Origin of the sequence: Streptomyces sp. NA02950, from assembly GCF_013364155.1 — a bacterium.
In the GTDB taxonomy this organism is placed as follows: Bacteria; Actinomycetota; Actinomycetes; order Streptomycetales; family Streptomycetaceae; genus Streptomyces.
This window is the reverse complement of record NZ_CP054916.1, coordinates 7699849-7720386: the sequence shown is the minus strand read 5'-3', so window position 1 is coordinate 7720386 and position 20538 is coordinate 7699849. Positions and strand designations below refer to the sequence as shown.

The following is a 20538-nucleotide window of genomic DNA, read 5'->3' as shown; positions in this document are numbered from 1 at the left end:
CATGCATGACGAACCCGCCCGCCGTCTTCCCTCCATGGGCGATCAGCCGGACGATCGCCGCTTCCCCGGTCTGCGCCGCCGCGGCTTCCTCGCCGCCGGCGCCGCATCGCTGGGCGCCTTCGCCCTCACCGGATGCGGCGGCACCGACGACACCGCGGGAACGGGCGGAAGCGCCGGCACCCCCCGGCGCGGCGGACGGCTGCGCGCCGCGTTCGCCGGCGGCGGTGCGAGCGAGACCCTCGATCCGCACCTGGCCAACCTCTTCTCCGACGCCGCCCGCGCGAAGGCCCTCTACGACAAACTCGCCGACTACGGCTCCGACCTGTCCGCCCAACCCCGCCTCGCCGAGAAGTGGGAGGCGAACAAGACCCTGGACCGGTGGCAGGTCACCCTCCGCAGGGCCACCTTCCACGACGGTCGGCCCGTCACCGCCAAGGACGTGCTCCACAGCTACCGCCGGATCGCCGATCCCAAGAAGGCGTTCCGCGCCAAGGCGTCCCTGGAACCCATCGACCTCGACGCGAGCCGCGCCACCGGCGAACGGGGCATCGAATTCGTCCTCAAGCGGCCCACCGCCGAATTCCCCAACATCCTGGCGGCGTTCGGCGCGTACATCGTGCCGGAGGACGCCACCGACTTCGACAAGAAGCCGATCGGCTCCGGTCCGTTCCGCTTCGTGTCCTTCGCCCCCGGCCGATCGGCCGTCTTCCGCCGCAACGAGGACTACTGGGACGGCGCCCCGCACCTCGACGAGCTCGAATTCGTCGTCGCCAACGAGGAGTCCGCCCGGGTCGGCGCGCTCCTCGGCGGACAGGTCGAGTACGCCCACGAACTCCACCCCACCACCGCCCGCGCCCACGAGGGCAAGGGGCAGATCACCATCGTCCGGCTCCGGGGCAGCGACATGCAGGGGTTCGCGATGAAGACCGACCGGGCCCCCTTCGACGACAAGCGGGTGCGCCAGGCGTTCTTCCTGATCGCCGACCGCAAGGAACTCCTCGACGGCGCCCTGTCGGGCGCGGGAGTGATCGGCAACGATCTGTTCGGCAAGGGCTACGAGTACTACGCCGACAGCCTCCCGCAGCGCGAGCAGGACCTCGACCGGGCCCGCGCCCTGCTGAAGGCGGCCGGCGCCGAGAAGCTGAAGGTCACCCTCGACACCTCGGCGGTGGCCGCCGGGTTCACCGAGTCCGCGAGCATCTTCCGCGACCAGGCCGCGAAGGCGGGCGTCACCATCAACGTGAAGATGGGCAGCAAGGACTCGTACTGGAGCGACATCCTGGACGGCGGCACCCTGTGCTCCTACCGCTCCGGTGCCATGCCCATCGAGGCCCACATCTCCCAGCGGCTGCTCACCGACTCCACCACGAATGCCACCAAGTGGCACCACAAGGACTTCGACGCGCTCTACCAGCGGGCCCAGTCCACCAAGGACAAGGCCGAGCGGGCGGGCGTCTACGAGCGCATGCAGCGCCGCCTGTACTCCGAAGGTGGCTTCCTGGTCTGGGGCTTCGCCGACTGGATAATCGGAACCGCGCGCAACGTCAAGGGAGTTGAGTCCAAGGCGCCCGCCAACACTCTCGACTGGGCACGCTTCGACAAGGTGTGGCTCGCGTGAGCGGACTGCGCTCCTTCGTCGCCCGGCGGCTGCTGCTCGGCGTCGCGCAGACCCTTGCCGTGATGGTGCTGGTCTTCGCGCTCACCGAGGCGCTGCCGGGCGATGCCGCGGTCGCTCTGGCCGGAGACCAGCCCGACCCCGCGCGCATCGCGGCCATCCGTGAGGCCCTCCACCTGGACCGGCCCGCCCACGAGCGGCTGGCCGACTGGGCCGTTGGCCTGCTCCACGGCGACCTCGGGACCTCGCTCACCTCCGGCCGCCCGGTCAGCGCGTACATCGCCGACGGCTTCGGGCCGACCCTGCTGCTGGCCGCGCTCACCGTGGCGCTGCTCGTCCCGGTCGGCTTCGGCCTCGGGGTGCTGGCCGCACGGTACGAAGGCCGGCTGGTCGACCGACTGGTCAGCTCGGTGACGCTCGCCGTGTACGCGGTGCCCGAGTTCGCCCTCGGAAGTCTGCTGGTGACCGTCCTCGCGCTCCGGCTGAACTGGCTGCCGCCGACCGCCGTGGGCTACGGCACCGACCGGCTCGGCCACCCGGCCGCGCTCGTGCTGCCCGTGCTCGTCCTGCTGTCCCGCCCGGTGTGCTCGCTGTCCCGGTTGGTGCGCGCCGGCATGGTCGACGCGCTCGCCTCCCCGTACGTGGCGCACGCCCGGCGCTACGGCGTCTCCGGCGCCACGATCCGTTACACCCACGCCCTGCCTGCCGCCCTCGCCCCCGCCGCCCAGCAGTTGGCCCGCACCATCGACTGGCTGCTGTGCGGCGTCGTCGTCGTGGAGGCCCTGTATGTGATCCCGGGCCTGGGGACCGTCCTGCTGAACGCCGTCGCCGAGCGGGACGTGCCCGTCGTCCAGGGCCTCGCCGTCGTCTTCGGCATCCTGACCGTCGTCCTCAACCTGGGCGCGGACCTGGTGACCCATCGGCTGACGCCCCGGGCGGGGGTGGCCGCGTGAGCCTCTCTCCCGTCGCGGGCCCCCCGCGGAGGCAGTCGCGCGCCCGGGGCGCAAGTGTCCGCCCGATGCCGCTGCCCGGCCGTGCGGCGAAGGGGCGTACGGGCCGCTTCGCGCTCGGCGTCGCCGTCGTCTCCGTACCCCTCGTGCTCGCTCTTCTCGGGCCGGTGTTCGCGGGGGCCCCGGGCCCGCGGACCGCGTCCTTCACCCTCGGGGGCGGCCACTGGCTCGGCACCGACTTCGTGGGGCGGGACGTGTGGCGGCAGGTGCTGCACGGCGGGCGTCCGGTCGTGCTGACGGCGCTCGCCGCCACCGCGCTGTCCTATCTCGTCGCCCTCCCGGTGGGCCTGGTCTGCGCGCTCACCCACCGCCGCTGGCTGGAGGAGCTGCTGATCCGGCCCCTGGACGTCCTGCTCGCCGTGCCGTCACTGCTGCTGATCCTGCTCGTCGCCTCGGTGTTCTCCCCCGGCGCCGTCGGCCTCGCCCTGCTGGTCGCGCTGGTCAACGTGCCCGACGCGGTCCGTATCGTGCGGGCCACCGCCGCCGAGGCCGCCGCCCGCCCGGCGGTCGAGGCGCTGCGCATGCAGGGCGAGACCTGGTGGCGCATTGCCGTCGGCTACGTTGGGCGTTCCATCCTGCGCACCCTGGCCGCCGACGCCGGCACCCGGCTGACCGGCGTGCTCTATCTGGTTGCCACGGCCGCGTTCCTCGGCGTCGGGGTCGCGCCGGACGCCGCCGACTGGGCGGTCATGGTCGACCGCAACCGCACCGGTCTGTTCGTCCAGCCATGGGCCGTGGTCGTCCCGGCCGTACTGATCGTCGCCCTGACGATGGGCACCAACCTCCTCTTCGACGCCGCGCTCGCGGGCAGCCGACGGCCCGCACGCGGCCGGGGCGCGAGGAGCAGGATCACCCGGAACCGGGCAGGAGAGCCACGTCCGTGAACCACGAGAAGCACACCACAGACCCCGCCGTACCCCTCGGCCCCGACGCCTGGGCCATGGGCCCCGACGCCGCGCCCGTCGCCGAGATCCGCGGCCTTCGCGTGGAGCTCGACGGCAGGGCGATCGTCGACGGCGTGAACCTCAAGGCCCTGCCGGGCAAGGTCACCGCCCTGGTGGGCGCTTCCGGCAGCGGCAAGACCACCACCGGCCTGGCCCTGCTCGGTGAGTACCCGCCCGGCGCGCGGATCGGCGGCGACGTCCGCGTAGCCGCCGACGGCCCGGTCGGCTACATCCCCCAGCACCCGGCGGCCGTCCTCAACCCCGCCCGCCGCGTCTCCGCCCTCCTGACCGACATCGCCCGCTCCCGGACACGCCACCTGCCCCGCGGCCGACGCCGGGCAGCGGCCCACGAACATGTCCTCCGCGCCCTGGCGGATGCCCAGCTCCCCGACGGCGAGGCCCTGCTGCGGCGCTACCCGCATCAGCTCTCCGGCGGCCAGCAGCAGCGCGTCGTCCTCGCCCAGGCGCTCCTGCTCGGCGCCCGCGTCATTGTCGCCGACGAACCAACCACCGGCCAGGACGCCCTGACCAAGAGCCGCATCGTCGACCAACTGACGGCCGTCGCCGAACGAGGCATCGCCGTCGTGCTGCTCAGCCACGACCTGAACGTGGTGCGCGCCCTCGCCGACGACGTCCTGGTCATGCGCGCCGGAAGGATCGTGGAATCGGGCCCCGCCGAACGACTGTGGAGCACACCCCGTCATCCGTGGACCCGCGAACTGCTCACCGCGCACGCGGAGTTCACACCCCCCAGCCCACCAGCCGGCCCCGGGGAGCCGGAGCCGGTCCTGCGGATACACGACCTCACCGCCCGCCACCGCGAGGGAGGCACCCGCGGCCGCCCGACCACGGTGCTGCGTGTCCCCGAACTCACCCTGTACCCCGGCACATGCCTGGCCGTCGTCGGCCGCTCGGGCAGTGGCAAGACCACGCTCGCCCGTTGCCTGGCCGGACTCCACCGGGACCACCAAGGGGAGATCACCCTGGACGGCGCCACCCTGCCCCGCACATTGCGCACCCGCGACCGCGCACAACTGGCGGCCGTGCAGTACATCTTCCAGGACTCGCGCGCCGCCTTCGATGAGCACCGTCCCGTCCTGCACCAGGTCGCCCGCACCGCGATACGCCTGCGCGGGACCGACAAGAACACGGCACGGCAGGAGGCCCTGACCACCCTGACCCGCCTCGGCCTACCGGAGGAACTGGGCGACAGGCGCCCCGGTCAGCTCTCCGGCGGCGAACTCCAGCGCGCCGCTCTCGCCCGCGCCCTGCTCGCCCGGCCTCGCCTCCTCATCTGCGACGAGGTCACCTCCGGCCTCGACACCATCAACCGCCGCAGCCTCCTGGAACTCCTCGCCCGGTTGCTGCGTGAACGCGACGACCTTTCGCTGGTCCTCATCACCCATGATCTGGACATCGCGGCCCTCGCCCACCGCATAGCGGTCCTCGACTCCGGAGAGCTTGTCGAGCAGGGGGCGGCCCCACGCGTACTGACCACACCGGAGCATCCCTTCACCGTCTCCCTCATGGAGACCACGGCACGCCTGGGGGTGGGAACGGGGCGGTGAACGGGTGCACGCCGCCGGGGACATGGGTGCGCGGGAATCTGGGCGAAGGGCGGTTCGACTGACAGTACGAGGACGACGAGCACACCGTCAGTGATCTCCTCATGGACCAGGTCGAGTTCGCCGACGTCATAGTCCTCAACAAGCTCGACCTGGTCGCTCCGGAGCGGGCCACCCGCCCCTTCCACCCCGCCCGACCATGGAAGTTCATCGCCACAGCCATGGACAGCGGCGCCTACGGGAACGTCCTGCGCTCCAAGGGCTTCTTCCACCTGGCTCCCCGGCCCCTGGGTGGCCGGCCTGTGGTCCCAGGCAGGCGCCGTCGCCCGCTTCGAGCCCACACGACGGCCGGAGCAAGGCCGGGGATGGCACGCGCCACGCACAGGAACCCGTTGTCATCGGCACCGGCCTGCGCCCCGCCACCCTCCACGACGCCCTGTCCGCATGTCTGCTCACCGACGACGAGCAGGCGGAAGGACCCCCGGGCCGGTCGGCCTTGGACGACCCCTTCCTCGCTGTTGGTAACCCCTGCTATCACACGTTGCGGAGTGGGTGGCATGTCGTCCTGTCGGCCGTAGGCCGCAACCAGCGGGAGCGGTCAGCGGCAGTCGCGCCGTTGGCGCATCCGCACGCGTCGCCGTCGGACGCGGCGGGTGCGTGGCCGATGGTGGGAGCGCAGCAGCCCTTGCCATGCCAGGCGTCCCGGCCTTCCTTGACGGCGACGGCGGCGATGACCAGGGCGGCGATCGGGTCTGCCCAGGACCAGCCGAGCCAGGAGCGACGGATGTTCGCAATGCGCGGCGGTCGGATCAACCGCGACCAGTCCAGGAGCCGGCACGCCGGTCCCCGCGAGCAGGGCCAGGGCGTCAGCCTCCCTGTTCAGCCAGTCCTCGGCGCGCTCCACATAGAACGGGTCGACGAAGCTCCGCAGCACCAGGTCACGGGTGCTTCCGTCGCGCGCGCCGATGGTCAGCCTCCGCACTTCGGCAGTGATCCCGCCATACAGCGCCTCGGCTCTGACGATCCGTTCCCCGACCTCCAGGTGACGGCTCACCCAAGCCAGGGTCAACGGTCGGACAGCCGCCGCCTCATCATGGTTGGTCACCCGTGCCATCCCATCATCCGGACGCCGGCACCGGCAAAAGCGTTTCGCTGGAGACCATGGCAACGCTGCTTTGCTGCTCTCGCGCCGCAGGCACCGTTCAGGCACTCGCATCGAGCCGTGGCCACAGCGTGGAAAGTCCCGATGGGGGCGGCAGCGCAGCCGGGATCGGTAGCCGGGTATGTAGCAGATCAGGGCGGCGATGGAGATGCGTCCGCCGGAGCGGCCGCCTGATGACCAGGTCTTGTGAAGCTGTCAATATTCCATTGAGGCTGCCGAGCTGGGCCTTTCCTGTGGATGGTGAGGCAGCCGGGGAGACGTGGTGTGGTACTCGTCGAGCAGTCCGCCAAGTACTCGGCGACGCCTGACCGCGGCAGCGGGCAGGGGGATGACGTTCGGGGCATCGTCGGGGGCTCGTAGGCCAAGGCTGCGGTGGGCCCGTCCCGTGTTGTAGTGCTCTGCGTACTGGTCGAGGACCGTACGCAGGTGTCGTTCACCAGTGATCAGGAGTCCGTCGGTGCACTCGCCGCGGGCTGTACGTATCCATCGTGGGGGGAACGGGTTGGACCGGGGACTGTGCGGCCGAGCCGGGATGAACGGCTGTGCCGTTGCCGGCGGAGACGGCGTCGAACGCGGCGGTGAACTTGCTGTCCCCGTCCCGGATGAGGAACCGGAAGCACCCAGCCCTCTCCTCGAGGTCCATGAGCAGGTTGCGAGCCAGTCGGGCGACCCATGCGCCGGTCGGGTAGGTGGTGACGCCCAGGACGTGAACGCGCCGGGTCTTGATCTCCATGACGAAGAAGACATAGAGACGTCTGAGGAAGACGGTCTCCACGTGCATCAAATCGCAAGCGAGCAGCGTGTGGGCCTGTGCACGGAGGAAGGTACGCCACTGTCTGCTGGGAGGCGCGCTGTGGTGCGGGTGGCGGGTCGGATCGGCACAGAACGCGCCGGACCGTGGCGGCGGCGACCCGATGGCCGAGCCGTCGAAGTTCACCCTGGATTCTGACGTAACCCCAGGTCGGGTTCTCTCGCGCCAGGCGCTGGATGAGCGCGACGGCCTCTTCCACCAGCGGTGGTCGGCCGGGTCCGACTGCCGTCCGGTGCCACTTCCGGCGCACCAGACGGCCGTGCCAGGCCAGACCGTCCGGTTTTCCGCTTAGCCGTGCGGTGGCGACGGATGCAGCAGCGACACCAGCAGCCCGGTGAACTGTGTCGCTGCCCAGGGGAGCCGTCGACCCAGCATGGTCTGCACCTGCGCCTCGCGCCGGCGGAAGACCGGATGGTCGAGCCGTACGTAGACGACGCCTTCGGCCGAGGGGTCCGGGTGCATGTCGCCCAGGTCGCCGACGAGTGCGATGCCGCCGCCGGAGCGGACGAACTCATACTTTGAGACCACCGCGTCGCAGACCAGCGCCGGACGGACGGTCAGACCCTCCATCTGTACGCCGGTGTCGAACAGGTCGCGCTGGGTGGTTCCGGTCGGGGGAAGAGCGAGGGGGTACGTGCACAGCTCGGCCAGGCCGACCCGCTCACGGTCGGCGAGTTCGTGTCCGGGTGGGACGATGGCGGCCATCGGTACCACGACCGCGCACTCCACCCGTACGTCGTTCCGTGCGCCCATCGCGTAGGTGACAGCAATGTCAGCGATCCCGTCGGCCACCCGGCGGGTCGCCTCCTGTGGGGGTACGGGGTCGAGGCGGAAGATCACGTCCGGGTGGTCGAGCCGGAAGGCCGCCATCGCCTGCGGGACAAGGCGGCGGGCGAAACCTTGCGAGCAGGCCACGGTGACGTTGCGGACGTCGGCGCCGTTGCCGGTGCGCAGGTCGGTGACGAGCGCGGAGGACTCGGCCTCGCTGCGCCGGACATGGGCCAGCAGGCGCGATCCGGCGTCGGTCAGGGTCATTCCGCGCGGGTGGCGGACGAACAGGGGGACTTTGACCCCGGACTCGAGCTTGGCGATCTGCCTGCTGATCGCCGAGGGGGCGACCTGCAGTTTCGTGGCAGCCTCGCTCACCGCCCCCGTCCGGGCGACTTCGAGGAAGTACACCAGGCTCACCGGCATGAGCTGCATCGGGTCTCCTTGGGACGGGGGCGCAGCCTGAGGCGTACGCCGGTTTGCCGATATGTGAATGCTGGGACAGCATAAACGGCAATGGTCAGGCCCGGGGATACGCCCGTACGCTGCTGAGTCAACACGCACGTTCCGTGCCCCGTTACCTGCGCCACTTCCAGGAGCAATCCCTGTGATCCCTGAAAAATTGGTCCAGCGGGCCCAGGAGTACGTCCACTCCGGTGCCTTCTTCGCCGACTTGAGCGCCATGGTGGCCCATCGGACGGAGAGTTCCCGGCCCCACGGTCGCATTGCTGTTAGGGCATACCTTGATGAGGTTCTCGTTCCCGCGCTGACCGACCTTGGATGTTCGGTAGCCGAGTACGCCAACCCGGACTCCTCCGGACCCCCGTTCCTCGTGGGCACCCGCCTCGAGTCCCCCGAGCTGCCGACGCTGCTGTGCTACGGCCACGCGGACGTGGTGGACGGCCACGCGGGCCGGTGGAGCGAGGGCCGCGATCCGTGGACCCTGACCGCCAACGGTGACCGGTGGTACGGCCGTGGGGCGGCCGACAACAAGGGGCAGCACCTGGTCAACCTGGCGGCGCTGCGGCTGCTGTTGGCCGAGCAGGGGTCGCTCGGCTTCAATCTGAGGTTCCTGTTCGAGTCCGGTGAGGAGATCGGCTCGCCGGGGCTGGCCACCTTCGCCGAAGCCCACCGTGAACAGCTGCGGGCCGATGTTCTGATCGCCTCGGACGGGCCGCGTCTGGACGCGAGGACGCCGACGCTGTTTCTAGGGGCGCGCGGCGGCGTCAGGCTCCTGCTGGATGTCGACCTGCGCACCGACGCGTACCACTCCGGCAACTGGGGCGGCATCCTCCGCAACCCCGCCACCACCCTGGCCGGTGCCATCGCGGCCCTGGTCGACGGCCACGGCCGCATCCAGGTCCCCGCACTGCTGCCGCCTGAGCTCCCGGACCCGGTGCGCGAGGCGCTGGCCGGAGTCGCGGTCGCGGGTGGTCCCGGCGACCCCGCTCCCGACGAAGGGTGGGGGGAGCCCGGCCTGAGTGCCGCCGAGCGGCTCTACGGCCGGAACACCCTTGAGGTCCTGTCGCTCGGCTCAGCCGACATCGACCACCCGGTCAACGCGATCCCCGGCCGGGCCCGTGCCGTCCTGCAGCTGCGGTACGTCGCGGGAACCGACGTGAGCCGGATACCGGAGGTCGTCGCCGAGCACCTCACCGCCCACGGCTACCCGATGGTCGACGTGACCGTCCACGGCAGCTTCCCCGCCAGCCGTACGCCGCTCGACGACCCATGGGTGAGCTGGGCCAAGACGACGCTGGAGCAGGTCACCGACAAAGCCGTCGCCGTCCTGCCCAACATCGGCGGCTCGCTGCCCAACCACGTCTTCACCGACATCCTCGGCCTGCCCACCCTGTGGCTGCCGCACTCATACCCCGGCTGTCTCCAGCACGCACCCGACGAGCACCTGCTCGGCACGATCGCACGCGAGGGCATGGTGCTGGCCACGGCGCTCTTCCACGCCCTCGGCCACCCCTCCGCCGGCCGGCCCTTCCCCGCCCCCGCCGAAGCCGAGCACTCGCTCTGCGCCCGCCCCTAGCCCAATCTCCGCTCCCCGTCCCCCGCCCGGCCTGGACGATGCTCGCCGAGCGCCTGCCTGAAGGACCCGCGATGACCGGAATCTCACCTCAACCCACACAGCAGCCAAAGACGTCCGCGGCCGCACCCCAGAGACCAGCGTCCGCCAAGCGCGCCATTGCGGCGGCGACGATCGGCAACGCGCTTGAGTTCTTCGACCTCGCCCTGTACGCCCTGATGGCGACCTACATCGGCGCGACCTTCTTCCCCAACGACGACGCCGGCGTCCAAATCGTCCAAACCTTCGCCGTGTTCGGCATGACCTATCTGATCCGCCCGATCGGTGGTCTGCTGCTCGGCGCGTACGCCGACCGGCGAGGGCGCAAGAAGGCGCTGATGGTCTCGATCCGGCTGATGGTCATCGGCACCCTGCTGATGGCGTTCATGCCCGGCTACGCGACGCTCGGGTTCTTCGCGCCGCTGGGCATCGTGGTCGCGCGGCTGATCCAGGGCTTCGCGGCCGGTGGCGAATTCGGCGCCGCCACCTCGTTCCTGGTGGAGCAGAACGACAAGCGCAAGGGCTTCTTCGGCAGCTTCCAGTTCGCCAGCCAGGGGCTCGCCACGCTGCTGGCCGCCGCATTCGCCACGGGCCTGAGCACCACGCTGTCCGACGCCCAGATGACAGCCTGGGGCTGGCGGGTGCCCTTCGTCTTCGGCATCCTGGTCGGCCCGGTCGGCTACCTCATACGCCGCTACGTCGAGGAGTCGCCCGCGATGGCGCAGGTGCCGGCGGCACAGGAGGGCGGGGAGACGTCCTCGCCGATCCGCTCCGTCTTCCGCCACCACTGGGGCGGTCTGCTGATCGCCGGCGGAACGCTGATGGTCTCCACCGCACTCAACTACGCCCTTCAGTACATGCCCACCTTCGCGATCAAGGAGCTTGGCCTCGACGACTCACTGTCCTTCACCGCCCTGCTCATCACCGGCGTCATCCTCACCTTCGGGACCCCGGTCGTGGGTCTGCTCGCCGACCGCTTCGGCCGGTTGAGGATCATGGTCCCCGCCGCGGCGCTGATCGGCCTGAGCGCCGTCCCGCTGTTCATCTGGCTCACAAGGGCGCCATCCTTCCTGGCCCTCGCGCTGTGCATGACGGTCCTCGGACTGCTGAAGGCGGCGTACTTCGGTGCACTGCCGTCGGTGATGTCCGACGCCTTCCCGGTGGAAGCCCGCGCGACCGGGCTGGCGTTCAGCTACAACACGACCGTCGCCCTCTTCGGTGGCTTCACCCCCACGATCGCCGCGGCGCTGGTCACGGCGACCGGCCAGCAGATCGCGCCGAGCTACTACCTGCTGGCCGTCTCCATCCTGAGCATCACCGCGCTGGCGGGCGGGTACCGGATCCGCGGCATCCGCTGAGACTCGCACCCGGCTGTCCGGTAGGCCCACCCCCGCGATCCTCGTGCGGCGGGCACACCTCTCCACCACCCGAGGGATCACCACCGTGATCACCACGACGGGCCCTGAGCACAAGCCCCTGCTCGCCGTACCGACGGCACCACTCCGGACTGGCCCTTTCCACTCTTCCCTCCGTTCCTTCTTGGGAGACCGCCCCTATGGATGCTTCAACAACACAGCCTTCGCCCTGGCTGGAGCACGATGGCGCCCTGTCCGGGCTCTGTGTGCTCGATCTGTCGAGGATCTTGTCCGGACCGTTCAGCACCATGACCCTGGCCGATCTCGGTGCAGATGTGATCAAGGTCGAGGATCACCGGGGCGGGGACGACACGCGAGCATGGGGCCCTCCGTACCAGGAGGATCAGACCGCGTACTTCCTCAGTGTCAACCGCAACAAGCGCAGCCTCGCGGTCGACCTCAAGGACCCGGAGTGCCGGGAGCTGGTGCAGCGCCTCGCCTACGGCGCCGACGTGGTCGTGGAGAACTTCCGGCCGGGCACTGCGGCCCGGCTCGGCCTCGGCTACGAGGAGATCGCTGCCGCCAACCCTGGTGTCGTCTACGCCTCGATCAGCGGTTACGGCCAGACCGGCCCGTTTCGGGAGGAGCCCGGTTATGACGCGATCGCCCAGGCGCTGTCCGGGATGATGAGCGTGACCGGCGAGACGGACGGGCCGCCCGTACGGTTCGGCGTTTCCGGCGCGGACCTGGCCGCCGGGATGTGGACCACGATTGGCATACTCGCGGCGCTGCATGAGCGGAAGCGCACCGGCCACGGGCAGTGGGTGGATGTCTCACTGCTGGACGGCCAGATCGCCTGGCTCACCTACATCTCCTCCGGCTACTTCGCCACCGGCCGGGTCCCGGACCGCTACGGCTCGGCCCACCCGACGATCGTCCCGTACCAGGCATTCCCCACTGCCGAGGGACACATCATGATCGCGGTCGGCAACGACAGACTGTGGCGCCGCTTCACCGCCGCGGTCGGCCTCGGCTCCCTGACGGACGACCCGCGCTTCGCCACCAACTCCGAGCGCGTACGCCACCGCGACGACCTCCTGCCCCTCATCGAGAAGATGCTGGCCGAGCGCACGGCCGCGGAGTGGAGCCAGGTGCTGTCGAAAGCGGGCGTGCCTGTCGGCCGCATCAACACGGTGGACCAGGCGCTCACACACCCTCAGGTCGTCGCCCGAGGAATGATCACCGAGATCGAGCACGCCACCGCAGGCACCGTCCACACCGTCGCCTCACCCGTCAAACTCTCCGCCGGCTCGCACCAAGTCCGCACCGCCCCGCCCCTGCACGGCGAGCACACCGACGACATCCTGACCGCGATGGGTGTTGACGATGTCCGGATCGCCGGCATACGCGCCCGGGGGGCGGCCCGATGACTGCCGAACTCCAGCACGCCACTCCGCAGGACCACACCACCCCGTTGGTCCACACACGCGCCGATGGACCGGTCGCCGTGGTCACCATCGGCAGCGGGACCAAGCGCAACGCCCTGACCGGGCCGGGCTGGACCCAGGTGGAGCATCGCATCCGCGAACTCGGCGGCACCGACGCCATGCGGGCCATCGTCATCCGTGGACGAGCCGGGACGTTCTGCGCCGGGTCGGACATGACCGAGTGGACGGACGCCGAACCGGATGCGATCGAGGACTCCTTCGCCCGCATGGAAGCGGCCTTCCGCGCGGTCGAGGAGTGCCCGGTGCCGGTCGTGGCCGAGATCCACGGGGTCGCCGCCGGGGCCGGCTGCCAGCTCGCGCTCGCCTGCGACCTGCGGTTCATGGCTGACTCGGCGCGCATCGGCATGCCCATCGCCCGCCTGGGCATCATGGCCAGCCCCTCCTTCGCGGCCCGCATGGCCGCCTTGGCCGGACCGTCGCTCACCCGCGAACTGCTCTACACCGGCCGGCTGCTCGACGGGCCCGCCGCAGTAGCGGCGCACCTTGCCGACCGACACCTGCCCGGCCACGTGCTGCCCACACACACCGAGCGCACCGTGACCCACATCGCCGAACATCCACCGGCTGCGGTGCGCGCCGCGAAACGTGCCGTGTCCGCGGCCCTCGCACCAGTGAGGGAAGCGACCCGCTACACCCACCAGGCGGCGGTCTCCCTGGACGACTTCCGCCTCGGGATCGCGACGTTCCTGGGCTGATCCCGGGCGCCACGCACCATCCGCTCGATCCGCACCCTGGTCCTGCGCTTGGCCCGGGAGAACGCCTCCTGGGGGTATCGCCGGATCCACGGCGAACTCGCAGTCCTTGCAATCAAGATCGCTGAAGTCCGCACGCTGACCGGGGCGCGCCTGTACGTCTTCGCCGTCATTGAGCACACCACCAGGCACATCCGGATCCTCGGCGCCACCGCACACCCCACCGCGGAGTGGATCGTGCAGCCCGGTCGCAACCTCCTGAAGGACCTTGAGGACGCAGGCAGCAAGACCAAGTTCTCGATCCGCGACCGCAATTCGACGTTCACAGCCGCCTTCGACACCCTGATGACCGATGCCGGCATGAAGGTGTCACCACCGGCATTCGAGTACCGCGGATGAACTCGCTCATGGAGCGCTGGATACAGACCTGCCGCGCGGACATGCTGAACCGGACCTTGATCAGGAACCAGAGCCACCTCCTGCACGCCCTGCGCGAGTACGAGGGCTTCTACAACGAACACCGCCCGCACAGGGCACTCGGGCAAGCCCGCACCTGCCGCCCACTACCCGCACCCATCACCCAACAAGCCCAACTCACCCACATGGAAATCGACCGACGAGATCGACTCGGCGGAACCCTCCACCAGTACCAGCACGGCGCATGAGCTGTGTGGATGTTTTATCAGCACCCGCACTTGTACGGGTCTGTATCCGCAGGAACACCCGCGAGGGATGTGACGGTTACCTCGCGGATGTATGTCTCTGCGGCGCGGAATCAGGTCAGAACCCATCCCGGGGAGACGGCACCTCCGATGAGGGCGACCCCGATGGCGACGCCGCGTGCCCGCTGTGGCTTCTCGGCGTCAAGCCGGCCACGGGTCGCGAGCATCATGATCGAGTGACCGGCCATTCCCCCGGCGACGATGCCGAAGATCAGCAGTTGGACGATATTGGTCCAGGTCATCTCCCACCAGCCGAGGCGGATCGCCGCGGCGACCGCTGTGGACAGCGCCGTGAAGCCCAGCATCACGACATCATCGCGGCGACCATGGTGTGCGTGTCCGCGATCGTCTCGAACGAGACGGGCACGCCGTCCTCCAAACGCCACACGTGCGCGAAACGCGCCCTCATCTCCTTGCCGGTCGCGTGGCCCCGGGCCTCGTAGTGCCCCAGCGCAATCACGTGGTCCCCGGCAGAGACGATCTTGTCCGGTATGACGGCGAGGTCCTCCCACACATCCCCGTATGTGGAGAAGATACCGCCTACCGCCTCGTGCCCGGTGTAGGTCCCGCCGTACGGCAATCCTGGCGCAACCACCCAGGACACGTCGTGGCTCAGCGTCTTGATGACCCCCTCCACGTCCCCGCGCTCCAGATCCGCGTACAGCCCTGCCACCAGGGACTGGTTCTTCGACTCCTGCTGACTCATGACAGCTACCTTTCTTCCGGTTTCGCCACACCATGCTCGCCACGGCCGCGCCCTACCCACATCGGCCGATCGACCTATGCCCTGCGGCAGTCAGGGCCCTCGATGACCCTGCTCCCAGTACTCCGGTCAAAGGCCGTCCTGGGTTCGCGTCGCCCTGTTTCGGGCCCGCGCCGTGAAGACTCACAGCCACCAGGATGGTCGCCTGCTGCGCACGCCCAATCCTGAGTTCGCCCAGCTTCGGGGTTCAGAGACGTCGCGGTACACCAAGGCGATCGCCGGCCGGCGTGCACCCCCGGCTGGACTGCGCACCACTCGCCGACGTTTCGTCAGTCGCGGCGCGACCGGCCAACTCGCCACCCGGCCCGCCGTTGTCTCCCAGCCGGCGCCGACGGCCCCCGGCCCCTGGTCCGGGCGGGGGAGGTGGCTGCTCAGGCCCCGACGCACCGGGACGGAACCGTTCGCCGCGTCGCACTACGAAGACCCCCGAGCACTACGTCGCCGGGCTCCACTGACGCGGTGCGGTCATCTGGCTGCGCATTCTCCGCCCCGCACCGGGATCAGAATCCGAACTGGGACACTCCCTGGCTCTGGGGCATCGGGAGGGCCGGAGGTCACAGCCAGTGGAATAGGTCATTCACCCGATGACTCGATGCGCCCGCACCACCGACGATGACGACGGGCTGCTCACCGTCCGCGAGGCGTCCCCCGCGGGCCGTATACCTGCCCGACCCTGCCCAGAAGACGAGTCACTGACGCAGGGAAACCGCACACTCATCAAGATCGCGATGGGAAACGTGAAACCTGCCGAACTCGCCGCATTCCTGAAGTCCCGGCGCGACCGGATCCGCCCGGCCGACATCGGCCTGGTCACAACCACCAGACGCCGCGTGCCCGGCCTGCGCCGTGAAGAGGTCGCTCAGCTGGCTTCCCTGTCGGCGGACTACTACATCGAACTGGAACGCGGAAGCGGCGCCCAGCCCTCCACTCAGGTCGTGGCCGCCCTCGCCCGAGCTCTGCGCCTGAACGGCGACGAACGGGACCATTTGTTCCGCCTCGCGGCCCGACCCGTCCCGCCGAGCGTGCACGGTTCTACCGCACAGGCTCAGTCCGCCCTGCTGTGCCTGCTGGAGCGGCTCGCCACCACCCCGGCCCAGATCGTCACCGACCTGTATGAGCCGATCACGCAGAACGACCTGGCCATCGCACTGCTCGGCCAGCACTCGGCAGGACATGGTTTCACGTCCAGCTTGCTCTACCGCTGGTTCACCGACCCCGAGGGCCGATTGCTCTATCCGGAGGAAGACCACCAGCACCACTCGCGGGGATACGTGGCCGATCTCCAGGCGGTCGCCGCCCGCCGCGGCCGTGATGCACAGGTGGCCCGGATGATCGGCGAACTGCGGCAGCGCAGCCAGGAATTCGCCGCTCTGTGGGACACCCGCGACGTGGCGTTGCGCCGGGCGGACCATCAACGGCTCGTCCATCCCACGCTGGGCATCATCGCAGTGGAGTACCACAGCCTGTTCAGCGAGGACGGAGGTCATCGCCTGCAGTGGTTCACTGCTCCACCCGGCACCCAAAGCGCCACCCACCTCGAACTGCTCTCCGCGGTCAGCACCTCGTGTTCCAGGAGCGAACCTCCCACAACGCAGAAGGCTTTGGCGTGTGAGGGGGCGTTAGCCCTCGTTCATTACCCCGCGTCTTTCGCCCCATGTGAGATGTGTGCTCCTGCGGCCACGTGCGGGCATGGGGGCTGAACCGCGCCAGGCTGCCGGCCGGCGAGGCGCATCGCTGCTCGCTCCTGGGCCCCAGTCCATCCGGGTGTAACCGGGCGGCCGATGTACGGCGTCTGAGCCACACGGACGCCAATGCCCGACCTGAGCTCCGAAACCCCGTCCCTCCGGCGGACCCGATCCGGACTGATCGACAACTTGGCGACGTACCGTGCTCTCCCGGCTCCGGGCGGGTCCGTCACGAAACATGAGGGTGCATCACATGAGGTCTCCCACCGTCTCACCGGCTCTTGCCGTCTGTGCGGCCTTTCTCGTCCTCGCCTCGCTCAGCGGATGCGACAGCGGCAAGACCGACTCCCAGCCGTCCCTCTCAGGCGGCGCAACCCCGGCCGCTGGGGCTCCCGGCGCGCCCGAAGACCCCGACTCTCCGACAGACCCTGACGACCTCAACGGCGACGGGCACCGCGACCTGGTGGTGCCCGTACCCCTCTCCGTCGGTGACGACCCGGACACCCCCGCCGACGAGCGGGTCGCTGTGGTCTACGGCTCGGCGGGCGGACTCCACCCCTCGACGCGCAAGGTCCACGGGCGCCGCGACCTGGGCCTGCCCCCTCCAGAAGAGGGGTCGGCCGGGCGCGACAGCGTCACCGCGGACCAGGTGGTCACCGCCGATCTGAACGGCGACGGCTTCCCGGACTTCATCACCACCGTCGAAGGCAAGGTCATCGAAGACCGGGAGGTCTACGCTCCCCGCACCGTCTCCTACGTGACCTGGGGCGGACCCGGCGGACCCGCCGCGGGGGCGGGCGCGACCCCTCTTCGGCTGCCGCACAGTGCGTCGAAGCTGGGCCTGGCTTCCGTGGTGCGCGGCGACTTCGACGGGGACGGCCACCACGACCTCGCAGGCCTCGCACAGAACCGGTCATCCGTGGTGGTGCTGTACGGACCAGTCACCCGGTCCGGCGCGGCGGCACGGACCGACACCCGCCTGCCCTGGTCGGACGGCCGGCTCATCGCCGACGACATCGCCCCCTCCGGCACCGCACGCCCGACCTCGCTGCTGCTCCACGCCAGCAGCGACGGCGAGCAGTCCGGTAACACCCTCTACCCGGCCCGCCACGGCACCGGACTCTCGGCGAAGGGCACCAAGCTGCGCCGGGGAAATGCCCACGCCTTCGGCGACTTCGACGGCGACAAGCTGCGGGACGTGGCCGTCGGGGACGACGGCGGCCGCAACGACGAACCCGGCAACGAGACCGAGGCCCCGGACGTCGACGGATCACTCGCCGTCTACCCCGGCAAGGGCGGCGCGCCGGTCACCTACCGGCTGCCCGCAGTGCCCAAGGAGGCAGGCAACGACTACGGGCCCGGCGGTTTCGTGGCCGCCGACCCCGACGGGGACGGCCGCGACGGCATCCTGGTCGCCACGTACGACGGCGCCACGCTCCTCGACGGCGACCAGCGCACCGCCGTCCTGCGCCAGGGGCCGGCGAAGGTGGACGGCAAGAAGACTCCCGAGAAGCGGCGCCACGCCCGGCCCGCGGGAGCCGCCGACTTCGACGGCGACGGGAAGGACGAACTCATCCTGCGCTGGGGGCCCGGCACCCTGTTCGGCCTGTACGGTGAGCACCCCACGCACTGGTGGATCACCGACGGCACCACCTCCCGGGACAAGGCGGCCTTCACCACGAAGGGGTTCACTCCCCGCGCCTCTTAGGGTTCTGGCTGGTTGGGGGTGCCGCGGAGCCATGTGCGGCCAGCCCTTGACATCGGGTTCCGCGGACGAACGAAGATCGGGCAGTGGCCGCCGCCAGAGCAGCGGCCCCGTTCCGCCGACTGGCCTCCCGCCATGGCCGCCGGCCGCAGTCTGGTCCACATGGGCGCCGGCACCCAGTCCACCGCCGTTCCCGGAACGGCATCGAGGACCACAACTGTGGCTGACGTTCCGGTCACCAACCGCACCAGCACGCTCACACGGGCCCCGCGCGCCGTGTCAGCAGCGCGGGCCCGCTGGTGGACCGCCGCCGATTGATTGTTCAGGCCCGCTCCCCCGCGGAAGGCGTGCCCGCTTGCCGCATGCCCTGCGTGCCGATGACCGAGAGCAGTTCCAGCTGGGCGGCCCCCTCGGTGCCGGGCGGGGCGGCGAACCACAGCAGGCGCTGGCGTCCGTCCTCGCTGAACAGGGTGTGGCAGTCCAGCTCGATGACGCCCAGCGCGGGGTGGACGAGGCGCTTGTGGTCCAGCCGCCGCAGGGCGACGTCACGGGTGTCCCACAGGGTCGCGAACTCCTGGCTGTGCCGTCGCAGCGTTGCCACGATCTGAGCGACCTCCTTGTCGCGGCCTCGCCGCGCGGCGACCGCGTGGAGGTCGGCGACGAAGACCCGGGAGTGGTGCGGGTGCTCCTCCTCGGGGTAGAGGGCGCGGCTCTGGGGGTCGGTGAACCAGCGGTAGAGGAAGCCCGCCGTCGGCCCGCGTCCCGTCGGGTGCCGGCCGACCAGGGCGATGGCCAGCTCGTTCTGGGCGAGAGTCTCGTGCAGGTCGCTGATGATCTGGGCGGGGGTGGTGGAGAGCCGGTTCAGCAGGCCGAGCAGGGCGGGCTGGACGTGCGCGGTCGGGGCATGCGCCGCCGGGGGAACGGGCCGTCCGGCGAGGTGGAAGAGGTGGTCGCGTTCGTCGCCGTTCAGTCGCAGTGCCCGGGCGAGTGCGGCCGCGACCTCGGCCGAGGGCTGGGCACCGCGTCCGCGTTCCAGCTCGGTGTAGTAGTCCGCCGACAGGCCGGCCAGGTGTGCGACCTCCTCGCGCCGCAGGCCGGGGACCCGGCGCCGGGGGCCGGCGGGCAGACCGGCGTCGGACGGCCGGATCCGGTCGCGGCGGGACTTCAGGAACGCGGCGAGTTCGGGAAGGTTCACACCCCCATCCTCACCCCTGCGCGGGTCTGAGGCCAGGGACGACAACCCCCGGGTGGACACAGCCCTGGCTGGAGGCGGAAGACCGGCGGATCGTGGAGAACACCGCGGCGACAACGCCCACACCCCGCCCCCACCCGCACCGGGTCCTCCCCGATCCGAACCCTTCGCAGGAGTCTCCATGTCCCTCCCCAACCCCACGGAGAGCCACACCACCTCCACCCGCCAAACCGACCAGACCCGTGTCGCCATCGTGACCGGTGGTTCCCGTGGGATCGGCCGGGAGGCGGTCAGCCGGCTGGCCGCTGACGGGTTCGCGGTCGTCGTCGGGTTCGCCGGCAACCGAGAGCTGGCCGACGCCGCCGTCAAGGCCGTCACCTCGGCCGGCGGCGAGGCGGTCGCCGTCCAGGCCGACGTCGCCGACGAGCAGGCCGTGGCCGAACTGTTCGCCACCGCCGAGTCCCGGTACGGAGGCGTCGACGTGGTGGTCCACGCCGCCGGCAGAGCGGCTACGGCACCCATCGCCGAGCTGGACCTGGCGGTGCTGGACGCGGTGCACCGCACCAACATCCGCGGCACCTTCGTCGTCGCCCAGCAGGCCGCCCGCAAGGTCCGCGACGGCGGGGCGATCGTGACCTTCTCCACCTCCGTGGTGGGCCTGGCCTTCCCCGGCTACGGCGCCTACAGCGCCAGCAAGGGCGCGGTCGAAGCGCTCACCCTCATCCTCGCCCGCGAGATGCGGGGCCGGGACATCACCGTCAACGCGGTCGCCCCCGGCCCCACGGCCACCGACCTGTTCCTCGAGGGCAAGGACGAGGAGACCATCGCCCGCCTGGCCGCCCAGCCCCCACTGGAACGGCTCGGCACCCCCGCCGACATCGCCGAGGTCGTCGCCTTCCTCGCCTCCCCGGCCGGCCACTGGGTCAACGGCCAGGTCATCCGCGCCAACGGCGGCATCATCTGACCG

Annotated in this window: 17 protein-coding genes and 4 pseudogenes; 13 read left to right on the top strand and 8 right to left on the bottom strand. The window is 70.4% G+C overall.

Annotated features, from left to right (window positions below):
* Position 1: 1 nt before the first annotated feature.
* From HUT19_RS33650 to HUT19_RS33630, 5 genes and pseudogenes are all read left to right on the top strand, one after another.
* Positions 2-1618: an ABC transporter substrate-binding protein gene (locus HUT19_RS33650; RefSeq protein WP_176184048.1), complete on the top strand. Its 1617-nt coding sequence runs from the start codon at positions 2-4 to the stop codon at positions 1616-1618.
* A complete protein-coding gene (locus HUT19_RS33645) occupies positions 1615-2568 on the top strand; it encodes an ABC transporter permease (protein WP_176184047.1) in 954 nt (317 codons plus the stop codon). The genes HUT19_RS33650 and HUT19_RS33645 overlap by 4 nt, the downstream gene beginning before the upstream one ends.
* 65 nt (positions 2569-2633) lie before the next feature.
* Entirely contained in the window at positions 2634-3509 is an 876-nt protein-coding gene (locus HUT19_RS33640; RefSeq protein ID WP_254885919.1) for an ABC transporter permease, read from the top strand.
* A gap of 56 nt (positions 3510-3565) precedes the next feature.
* Positions 3566-5137, top strand: coding sequence for an ABC transporter ATP-binding protein (locus tag HUT19_RS33635; RefSeq protein ID WP_254886264.1), 1572 nt, complete (start codon positions 3566-3568; stop codon positions 5135-5137).
* A gap of 56 nt (positions 5138-5193) precedes the next feature.
* Positions 5194-5603 (top strand): annotated as a pseudogene (locus HUT19_RS33630) (GTP-binding protein); the annotation flags it as partial.
* 65 nt (positions 5604-5668) lie between these two features.
* Here HUT19_RS33630 and HUT19_RS43460 read toward each other — a convergent pair.
* The 5 genes and pseudogenes from HUT19_RS43460 to HUT19_RS33615 all read right to left on the bottom strand — a co-directional run.
* Positions 5669-5911, bottom strand: a pseudogene (locus tag HUT19_RS43460) (hypothetical protein); the annotation flags it as partial.
* Positions 5907-6248 (bottom strand): annotated as a pseudogene (locus tag HUT19_RS33625) (aminoglycoside phosphotransferase family protein); the annotation flags it as partial. The pseudogenes HUT19_RS33625 and HUT19_RS43460, both read right to left, overlap by 5 nt.
* 243 nt (positions 6249-6491) lie before the next feature.
* The gene (locus tag HUT19_RS43455) at positions 6492-6779 is read right to left on the bottom strand and encodes a transposase (RefSeq protein ID WP_254886263.1); all 288 of its coding nucleotides are present in this window, start codon (positions 6777-6779) and stop codon (positions 6492-6494) included.
* The gene (locus HUT19_RS43450) at positions 6730-7077 is read right to left on the bottom strand and encodes a hypothetical protein (RefSeq protein ID WP_254886303.1); all 348 of its coding nucleotides are present in this window, start codon (positions 7075-7077) and stop codon (positions 6730-6732) included. The genes HUT19_RS43455 and HUT19_RS43450 overlap by 50 nt, the downstream gene beginning before the upstream one ends.
* A 318-nt stretch (positions 7078-7395) precedes the next feature.
* Positions 7396-8310, bottom strand: a complete 915-nt coding sequence (locus tag HUT19_RS33615; protein ID WP_176184045.1) for a LysR family transcriptional regulator — start codon at positions 8308-8310, stop codon at positions 7396-7398.
* A 172-nt stretch (positions 8311-8482) separates the two neighbouring features.
* Here HUT19_RS33615 and HUT19_RS33610 point away from each other — a divergent pair, with 172 nt between their 5' ends.
* The 5 genes and pseudogenes from HUT19_RS33610 to HUT19_RS33590 all read left to right on the top strand — a co-directional run.
* Entirely contained in the window at positions 8483-9913 is a 1431-nt protein-coding gene (locus HUT19_RS33610; RefSeq protein WP_217712307.1) for a M20 family metallopeptidase, read from the top strand.
* 71 nt (positions 9914-9984) lie between these two features.
* Positions 9985-11307, top strand: a complete 1323-nt coding sequence (locus tag HUT19_RS33605) for an MFS transporter (protein WP_176184043.1) — start codon at positions 9985-9987, stop codon at positions 11305-11307.
* Positions 11308-11504: 197 nt separating this feature from the next.
* Complete coding sequence (locus HUT19_RS33600) at positions 11505-12734, top strand: CaiB/BaiF CoA-transferase family protein (RefSeq protein WP_176184042.1); 1230 nt, start codon at positions 11505-11507, stop codon at positions 12732-12734.
* A complete protein-coding gene (locus HUT19_RS33595) occupies positions 12731-13507 on the top strand; it encodes an enoyl-CoA hydratase/isomerase family protein (protein WP_176184041.1) in 777 nt (258 codons plus the stop codon). The genes HUT19_RS33600 and HUT19_RS33595 overlap by 4 nt, the downstream gene beginning before the upstream one ends.
* Positions 13508-13516: 9 nt before the next feature.
* Positions 13517-14169 (top strand): annotated as a pseudogene (locus HUT19_RS33590) (integrase core domain-containing protein); the annotation flags it as partial.
* Positions 14170-14279: 110 nt separating this feature from the next.
* Here the strand turns inward: HUT19_RS33590 and HUT19_RS33585 are convergent.
* Positions 14280-14531 carry a hypothetical protein gene (locus HUT19_RS33585; protein WP_176184040.1) on the bottom strand — a complete coding sequence of 84 codons (252 nt, stop codon included), beginning with the start codon at positions 14529-14531 and terminating at the stop codon, positions 14280-14282.
* Positions 14531-14932, bottom strand: coding sequence for a nuclear transport factor 2 family protein (locus HUT19_RS33580; protein ID WP_176184039.1), 402 nt, complete (start codon positions 14930-14932; stop codon positions 14531-14533). The genes HUT19_RS33585 and HUT19_RS33580 overlap by 1 nt, the downstream gene beginning before the upstream one ends.
* A 794-nt stretch (positions 14933-15726) precedes the next feature.
* Here HUT19_RS33580 and HUT19_RS33575 point away from each other — a divergent pair.
* Positions 15727-16689, top strand: coding sequence for a helix-turn-helix transcriptional regulator (locus tag HUT19_RS33575; protein WP_176187610.1), 963 nt, complete (start codon positions 15727-15729; stop codon positions 16687-16689).
* Between the two features lie 238 nt (positions 16690-16927).
* Positions 16928-18382 carry a hypothetical protein gene (locus HUT19_RS33570; protein WP_176184038.1) on the top strand — a complete coding sequence of 485 codons (1455 nt, stop codon included), beginning with the start codon at positions 16928-16930 and terminating at the stop codon, positions 18380-18382.
* A gap of 319 nt (positions 18383-18701) precedes the next feature.
* On the opposite strand, the gene HUT19_RS33565 is transcribed toward HUT19_RS33570, so the two are convergent.
* A complete protein-coding gene (locus HUT19_RS33565) occupies positions 18702-19574 on the bottom strand; it encodes a helix-turn-helix transcriptional regulator (RefSeq protein WP_176184037.1) in 873 nt (290 codons plus the stop codon).
* A 178-nt stretch (positions 19575-19752) separates the two neighbouring features.
* Here HUT19_RS33565 and HUT19_RS33560 point away from each other — a divergent pair, with 178 nt between their 5' ends.
* Positions 19753-20535, top strand: a complete 783-nt coding sequence (locus HUT19_RS33560) for an SDR family oxidoreductase (RefSeq protein ID WP_176184036.1) — start codon at positions 19753-19755, stop codon at positions 20533-20535.
* Positions 20536-20538 lie beyond the last annotated feature (3 nt).

Bases quoted from the DNA above. Each gene is read 5' to 3' on its own strand.
- HUT19_RS33650 (WP_176184048.1), top strand. From the start codon at position 2: ATGCATGACGAACCCGCCCGCCGTCTTCCCTCCATGGGCGATCAGCCG.
- HUT19_RS33640 (WP_254885919.1), top strand. From the start codon at position 2,634: ATGCCGCTGCCCGGCCGTGCGGCGAAGGGGCGTACGGGCCGCTTCGCG.
- HUT19_RS33635 (WP_254886264.1), top strand. From the start codon at position 3,566: ATGGGCCCCGACGCCGCGCCCGTCGCCGAGATCCGCGGCCTTCGCGTG.
- HUT19_RS43450 (WP_254886303.1), bottom strand. From the start codon at position 7,077: ATGCACGTGGAGACCGTCTTCCTCAGACGTCTCTATGTCTTCTTCGTC.
- HUT19_RS33615 (WP_176184045.1), bottom strand. From the start codon at position 8,310: ATGCAGCTCATGCCGGTGAGCCTGGTGTACTTCCTCGAAGTCGCCCGG.
- HUT19_RS33605 (WP_176184043.1), top strand. From the start codon at position 9,985: ATGACCGGAATCTCACCTCAACCCACACAGCAGCCAAAGACGTCCGCG.
- HUT19_RS33600 (WP_176184042.1), top strand. From the start codon at position 11,505: ATGGATGCTTCAACAACACAGCCTTCGCCCTGGCTGGAGCACGATGGC.
- HUT19_RS33595 (WP_176184041.1), top strand. From the start codon at position 12,731: ATGACTGCCGAACTCCAGCACGCCACTCCGCAGGACCACACCACCCCG.
- HUT19_RS33585 (WP_176184040.1), bottom strand. From the start codon at position 14,531: ATGCTGGGCTTCACGGCGCTGTCCACAGCGGTCGCCGCGGCGATCCGC.
- HUT19_RS33580 (WP_176184039.1), bottom strand. From the start codon at position 14,932: ATGAGTCAGCAGGAGTCGAAGAACCAGTCCCTGGTGGCAGGGCTGTAC.
- HUT19_RS33570 (WP_176184038.1), top strand. From the start codon at position 16,928: ATGAGGTCTCCCACCGTCTCACCGGCTCTTGCCGTCTGTGCGGCCTTT.
- HUT19_RS33560 (WP_176184036.1), top strand. From the start codon at position 19,753: ATGTCCCTCCCCAACCCCACGGAGAGCCACACCACCTCCACCCGCCAA.